5 protein-coding genes are annotated in these 6,762 nt (G+C 43.1%); 3 read left to right on the plus strand and 2 right to left on the minus strand.

The genetic code is table 11. The features are described from left to right. A partial coding sequence (locus KDK17_RS18220; RefSeq protein WP_257288732.1) for an F-box protein occupies positions 1–1,469 on the minus strand: 1,469 nt, incomplete at its 3' end. A gap of 428 nt (positions 1,470–1,897) precedes the next feature. On the opposite strand from KDK17_RS18220, the gene KDK17_RS18225 reads away from it, so the two are divergent. The 3 genes from KDK17_RS18225 (at position 1,898) to KDK17_RS18235 (ending at position 5,967) form a co-directional block, all read left to right on the plus strand. Then, entirely contained in the window at positions 1,898–2,416 is a 519-nt protein-coding gene (locus tag KDK17_RS18225; protein WP_257288733.1) for an ATP-binding protein, read from the plus strand. Next, entirely contained in the window at positions 2,416–2,988 is a 573-nt protein-coding gene (locus tag KDK17_RS18230; RefSeq protein ID WP_257280830.1) for a hypothetical protein, read from the plus strand. Before KDK17_RS18225 ends, KDK17_RS18230 begins: the two co-directional genes overlap by 1 nt. 585 nt (positions 2,989–3,573) lie before the next feature. Then, positions 3,574–5,967, plus strand: coding sequence for a hypothetical protein (locus tag KDK17_RS18235; RefSeq protein WP_257288734.1), 2,394 nt, complete (start codon positions 3,574–3,576; stop codon positions 5,965–5,967). Between the two features lie 127 nt (positions 5,968–6,094). On the opposite strand, the gene KDK17_RS18240 is transcribed toward KDK17_RS18235, so the two are convergent. Next, on the minus strand, positions 6,095–6,762 hold a 668-nt coding region (locus KDK17_RS18240), incomplete at its 5' end, for a hypothetical protein (protein WP_257288735.1).

Genomic DNA, 6,762 nt, shown 5'->3' on the forward strand with positions numbered 1-6,762 from the left:
ATATCAATACTTTCCCGAGTGGTGATAATCAGAAGCCGACCATCCAGGCTGAATTCAGGTTTAAGAGTGAAATATCGGGTTGCCCGGTTACAGGATTCAACGATTCTCTCTTTTTCACGCCACTGCCCTTGCGGGTCACGGGCAAAAATGACGACAAAGAAATAACGCCGTTGAATATCATTGTGATGTGAATCATGGCCGGCCTCCTCAAACCATGTAGCAAAATGGCGGTTATCCGGACTGAATACCACGCGTAGATAATCAAAGTCGCTCACTGTTTCGCCGCTGGGTGTTTCTTTCAGATCATCAGCAGGGTTGGTAACAACAATGTCACCCGTTTGTGACCAGGAATCATCTTTTGCCCGGCTCATCACCTTGATGCATGGTCCATCATAAAGCGCAAGATGATTGCTGTCGGGACTGAACAGCCGGGGATAAAGACTTGTATTAATGTTGCCTCTGTTGATCCACTGCCCATCAGCCCCCCGACCGAGAATAGCAACACCGTCGCTCATGTTAATACAGACCGCTGACTTGGCATCAGGTGACAGGCGTATCCTAAAGATTTGCTTATCCTGACATTCAGGAAAAATCTCACCCGATGTCAGTTGTTGCTCAACCCACGCATCATTCTTGCGTTCATAGACAGATAGAAAATGCTCTTTGCCACTGTAATTGTAAGGAAACGGTCCTTCTCTCAACGCAAAGGGTTGCTCGACAAATAAAATATGGTCGGCCTGCTGATGATGATATTCGACCAGGTAATCGTGTGTGATCTCAGCTTCCCTGACCCATTGACCATCAGGACCCGGAGCCAGAATATCGCTGTAGTTATCCGACTTCTTCTCAATGACAAAGGGAATATGATCACGCAGATGATGTTTTTGGCGAACCTCTAAAACGCCACTGGGTATAAGGCTCAGTGTGGCCCCATCGAGAATCTGCTGGCGCAAATGGCTGGCGTAAAAGGAGTAAAAGGCCGGGCCCTGTTGTACAGGGAAATGACGAACAGAAAATATGGACAATGTCCTGAGGTACTCAAGGAGTAGATGACTGGACTGAATGATTGTCCGGCACGAAGTCTGCCTTTGTCTGCTCAGAGAGAGGAAGTGATGGACTTCTTCCAGACCGCATGAACTCAGGCGATCGCTCATTGTCGTCGATGTTTGCCCAAAATTATTGAGATCTTCGATGGACAAATAGCTGGCGATTATCTCAAGCACTTCCCGGGGCAGGGCAGCCCACCGCAGGTCGTAGCAAGTCATCGCCGTCGCTGAATCCGTTGAAGATACGATCCTCGTCTTGTCAGGCACAGTAACCGCAATTGACAATGAGCTGAGTTTGGGAGTGACATCCGAGACCTCTGTAATGTTTGACGGTGCATCTTGCTTTGCTCTATTGGCTGGATTGGCTGGCGCGCCAATATCAGGAGCGGGTTCGTTTATCTTCCTGCCAGTAAGGCCATCCATAGTTGTTAATCTCCCTTCTATCATCCGGAGGACTCTGTTGAAATTCTTTTATGGTTCGACCTTCAGACAGGAGAAAAGTTCTATTTGGATGGCTCTGTAGGAGACAATTTCGAACTTCAGCGCAGGACCGCCACCGAACCAGGTGGGGGGATGTAAGCTCGGCTTGCTTGGAGCAAGCCCATAAACTATCTTTCCTTGCGTCTCTTGCAGACCTGCCTCCAGGCTGGAGGAATGTTAAGCCTTCGGGGTTCGTGTGGCGCCCCCAGCCAGGCGCCCCCGACGCTACGCTTCCAATGAGAGGCTATGGATGGAGAATTTCTCGAGTTTCGTTAAATGAGTTCATGGTCAGCAGAAAAAGACGATAGAATCAGAACCTTGATCCATGGACATAGCAGCCTTTTACGCTGCAAGGATCTGTGAGAGATACTATGAGTAACGTCAACATACAACGTGCAGTCGATCATATTCCGGCAGGCTCTGGTGTCAACGTCTACACCCCCATTATTGAATTGATGGTCAATGCGATTCAGTCCATTGAATGCACTGGCAATAATAGTGGCCTTGTACAGATTGTTGTTCATCGTGAACAACAAGACGATCTGTTAGAAAATTCCATGCCTGCTGTTTGTGGCTTTACTGTTATTGACAATGGTGTAGGGTTCGATACTGAAAATCGAAACTCTTTCGATACACTCTACTCAGACCACAAAATCACTCAGGGCGGCAAGGGGTTCGGTCGGTTTACCTGCTTAAAATATTTTCTAACGTTTAATGTCAAGAGCGTTTACAAAGAAGGTAAGGAATTTTTTTGCCGACGGTTTGAAATGGGTCGTCATAAAGACATCGTTACCTGGCTCATTATATTTCCATGCGTCGCAGTGTTATTGACATTTTTGAAAAAAGCCTGCAAACCGGTGATGATGGTAAGTACTCTTCTGAGGGTGTAGTGCATGACATTATTTTCCCCAGAAAAGGCGACAGTGACCAAACACCTTTTGAGGATCATAACCTTTGGTTAATTGATGAACGCCTCAATTTTACCGAGTACCTCTCCTCTGATATCCCTTTGGAAGGAAAGTCAGGCAGGCCAGATATTCTGGCATTTGATCACCGAATGGTTTTTCGAGGTGAGAATGAAGCCAGCAATCCTGTAACTATATTCGAGTTCAAGAGGCCACAGCGAGATGATTTTGCCAACCCATCTTCTAAGGAAGATCCTGTGCAGCAAATTATTCGCTATGTTCGCAAGCTACGTGATGGCGAGTTCACCACACCCCAGGGCAGGGAGATACAGATTAACACCAACACCCCGTTCTATGGCTATGTTATCTGTGACTTAAACAAAAAGGTGAAGACTTGGTTGGAAGAAGAAAAAGATTTCAAGCCCCTTCCAGATCGACAGGGGTACTTCCGTTGGCATGATAGTCTTAATCTCTACACTGAAGTAGTCAGTTGGGATAAGGTGTTAAAAGATGCAATGATGCGGAACCGGGTGTTCTTTCATCATCTTAGGATTTGACTTATGGAATAACCTATTGATTCGGACATTTGTCAATGATTGGCGGGAACTGCTGTATACAAAGACGGTGGTAAATTCTTTTGCCGACGTTTTGAAACGGGTCGCCATAAAGACATCGTTACTGACGACAGATATTAGGTAAATATCAGTCGGTGCGGTGAAAGGCAGATATAACCTTCAGATAGGATGAAATTTCAATTTGGAGATATGTTTCTGGTCGGTTGGTTGGATACTTATAGGCTTGAATGAGTAAGTCAGTCTCCAGAGCCTTGGTGAGAAATCGGACAACGACACATAAACTTCGTTATTGGCGAAAGAATATTTCCCCGGCACACTTGATTAATAACTAGTCTGTTACTACCTTTTTGCGAAGTTAATTGAATATTAGGATAATTAGAGAGCACTGTGGTGATCCTTGTGAATAGAATTCTTAGTACTTTTTCATGTACAGAAGTACTTGCTCAGAGTATTTAATGGTAGGTATTGAGCGTGTCCTTTCACAGGTATAGCACCAGGGGTTACTCAACAGAGATTATTCGAATTATCATAATCAAGAAATATGGTTAAAAACTGAACTTTGTTACTATGAAATTATTTATATTTTTTTTCTGTTCATTCCTGAATGTTTCCCACGTGCTAGCTTTTGGTTCGCTTTCTTTTGACTATCAGAATGTTTTAACTCCGGCACTGAATGGGAAGCTTTTTTTCAGTAAACCTCCCATTGAAAAAAACAGTACTGACAAAATGTTAGTTGATGCTTTTAAGGAAAAAAAAATAGCAGATCGGATAGACTGGAAAGACCCCTATCTTACAAGTAAAACATACAAAGTGACAAAAGAGTTTCAGGAACTCGATTACAAAAAGAATACAGGTTTTTCTAAAAAAGAAAAGGATGATTTCTACCAGCTAGCCCATGGAAAAAATGAGGGTAGCAATGGCGCAAATGTCTTGAATGTTTTTTTACCTTTATTACTTGGTACTGCTGACAATTTTTTTTTGAAAGTTAATATAAGTGACATAAACGGAATAATCAGCCTCGGTAACTCAAATAAAGAGGGAACAGCGAGTGACAAAGGTGATCGGGTACCTGAAAAAAATAGAGAGCAGACCAGGGCGGAAAGCCAACAAGCATCATCGGAAATGAAACCGGGAAAGCGCAAGAGAGGAAAAGAGCTTAACGTTGATGTACTGTTGTCACCCCGGGAGGCAGCCGGGCATTTGTTAAATACTGTTAATAAACTGGCTGAGGAGCATGGTTTATCCATCGAAAGAGTCATCGGGCATAAAAAATGGAAGACAAATGGTTATTTGCGTTTTGATAGTACTGATTATGTTACTACCAAAGAGAATGTTAAAGAAATATTTGTGGATTTTATATTGTTCACGGAAGGATTGTTAAGAGATCAGAAGTTTATTTATAGTAACGATGCTGATAAGTATCGTTCCAATCAAACAATTAGTAATAAACGAATCGAAATAATAGATTCAATATTGTCAGAAATGTTTGCTCAGCGACAAATTGAGATGTCAGATAGATATCGTCAATATTATTATCTTGGTCAGTTATTACCTGATTACCTTTATGAAAATTTCAAGGGCTCTGATGATAGTAGGGGCTATCAATTTGTTGGGCATGAGACATTTCAATTCTTTGAAAGGATGCTTTTTGGGGATGGCTATTTTTCAGAATATGACCATTTTATGAGATTTAGTGTTCGCTACAAGCGAGAACTTATTGATGAGATAAGGAAGGAAACCGTTGGATGTATAAAGTGCAAGAATTCCATTATTGCTGCCCTGAGAAGTAATCATAAGCTTAGAATGACTTTTAATGAAGAAGTCATGGGTTCGAAATTTAGAAGACGCTGGTTAGATTCTCTTAATGATATGTCTGAAAAAAAGCCAGATACAGCTGGACAGGGTATTCCACTCGACAAGCGTATTGATCTCAAATTTGGTGAAGAGTTGGAATATGATTTGATTTCTGAAGATGAACAAGGGGGCGGGTCAAGTTACTATTATCTTAATAAAGTCAATAAACATATGAAAAGATTAGGAGCAAATAAGACAGGTTATGATCCTGAAAGTTTCACTTTTGACGGTCAATTCTATGTAACTCCTTTTGTAGACTTTAGGAGATGGCTTGAGTTTAATTGTACGCCTTACCACGATGGTGACGCCGGTGCGAATAATTGTTTAGAAAAAGTATTTGAACTGGTTGACTTAATGATTAAAGATGGGCTCATAGGTTATGCCTCCGGTCACAAGCATGTCGATGCGCTCTCCGCTACGCATGGTAATCCCGGAGCTCTACTGGAATTACAGAGGGAAATTGAGAGCAATCCTTATCTAATCAGGGCATTCGGTAATAATGACCGAATTGTTAAAAATAATGAGAGTCAATGGTATAAATTGTTTTCTGATTATTCTGACATGAGAGGGTTAGCCATTGAACGGATCAATTGGATGATTGCTACGTATAATGAAAAGTTAGCTGGTTCCAATTATGAAGAAGCGAATGGTGACTGGTTAACGGATTCAGAAAAATTGGATAAGCTTAAACAGTTTTCAAAAATATATAGTCATTTTGTGCAGATGGCCCCCTTGCAACAAATGTTTGGTGAAATTGCTGATGTGATGATAGACAAATATATGGCCATATCTTTGTTGCATATTCCAGGAACTGAGGTGATCGATCCATATTCCACAATGGAGTTTCGGTTTTTCCGTTGTCCTGAAAATATGCAGGAATTAAAACTGATCAATCAGTTTTTACAAGCCTGGTTCGAATATATCCATGACCGTCGAATGAGAAATGAGCCGATTGAGGCTGTGCCTGATGATGTTAAAGCCAGCCAAGATTATACTACTGAAGAAGTTGTTCATCATACTATTCAATACTTGCGGAAACTGGGACTGAATCCTGACGACTATCATAGCTTCCTGGATAAAGTATCAAAAGGATTGAGCAGACTTTGAACACTGCAGGGGCTGCTGCTTCACCTGTTTTAGAGACAGGATCATCTTTTCTTATATCAGGTGCAGCTTCCCCTTAACTTTGGCCAGCTCAAAATCAACAACATGATGGTCGCTAAGTAGGAGGTCGTCATTCCCCGTCAGCTGTCCGGGTGACTTTATCGGGCATGATCTGCCAGAGCGAAAAAAACTCTCGCCCTCTGGCATAGCCGCTGGCAGGGCTCAAACTGTGGACTTGAAGGTTGCGGCTGCAAGGGCTGAAGCGAAATTTGTAAATCCTGCCTTCTGTTTGCAAACGGGCCCTTTCCAGCCAGCTACCGTCTGCCGTCAACCCGAACAGAATCAGGCTGTGCGTAGCCGTCTTGGGAACCACAGCCAAAAGGCAACCTTCCCCATTGAAATCTGCACCTATGATGGAAAACTCAATGCGTTGATTAACCCACTCAACGGCGGCAGTTTCACCGAATGGCTGACCGAAAGGTTCAGCAAAAGGCTTACGTTGATAGAGATCAGTGTGTCCGGCAGGATCGTTACAAACAATGGTTTCACCGCTGGGACTTTTGACTACCAGGGACTCAGCCGGAAATGTTTGTGTCTCGCCCCACATTCCCGACGCTGCCTTACGCCAGATCGTTACGCTTTGATTGCAACTTCTGATGAATTCACAAGGGTCCAAAGAAAATTGAATATCACCGCCGCCGCTCCAGGGCTCCTTCTGTGCAGCTTTGTGCCATTGGTCGTCGGTTAATTCCCAGATATCAATACTTTCCGGAGTGGTGATAATCAGAAGCCGACCAT

The sequence above is a fragment of the Endozoicomonas sp. SESOKO2 genome (genome assembly GCF_024606245.1).
In the GTDB taxonomy this organism is placed as follows: domain Bacteria; phylum Pseudomonadota; class Gammaproteobacteria; order Pseudomonadales; family Endozoicomonadaceae; genus Endozoicomonas_A.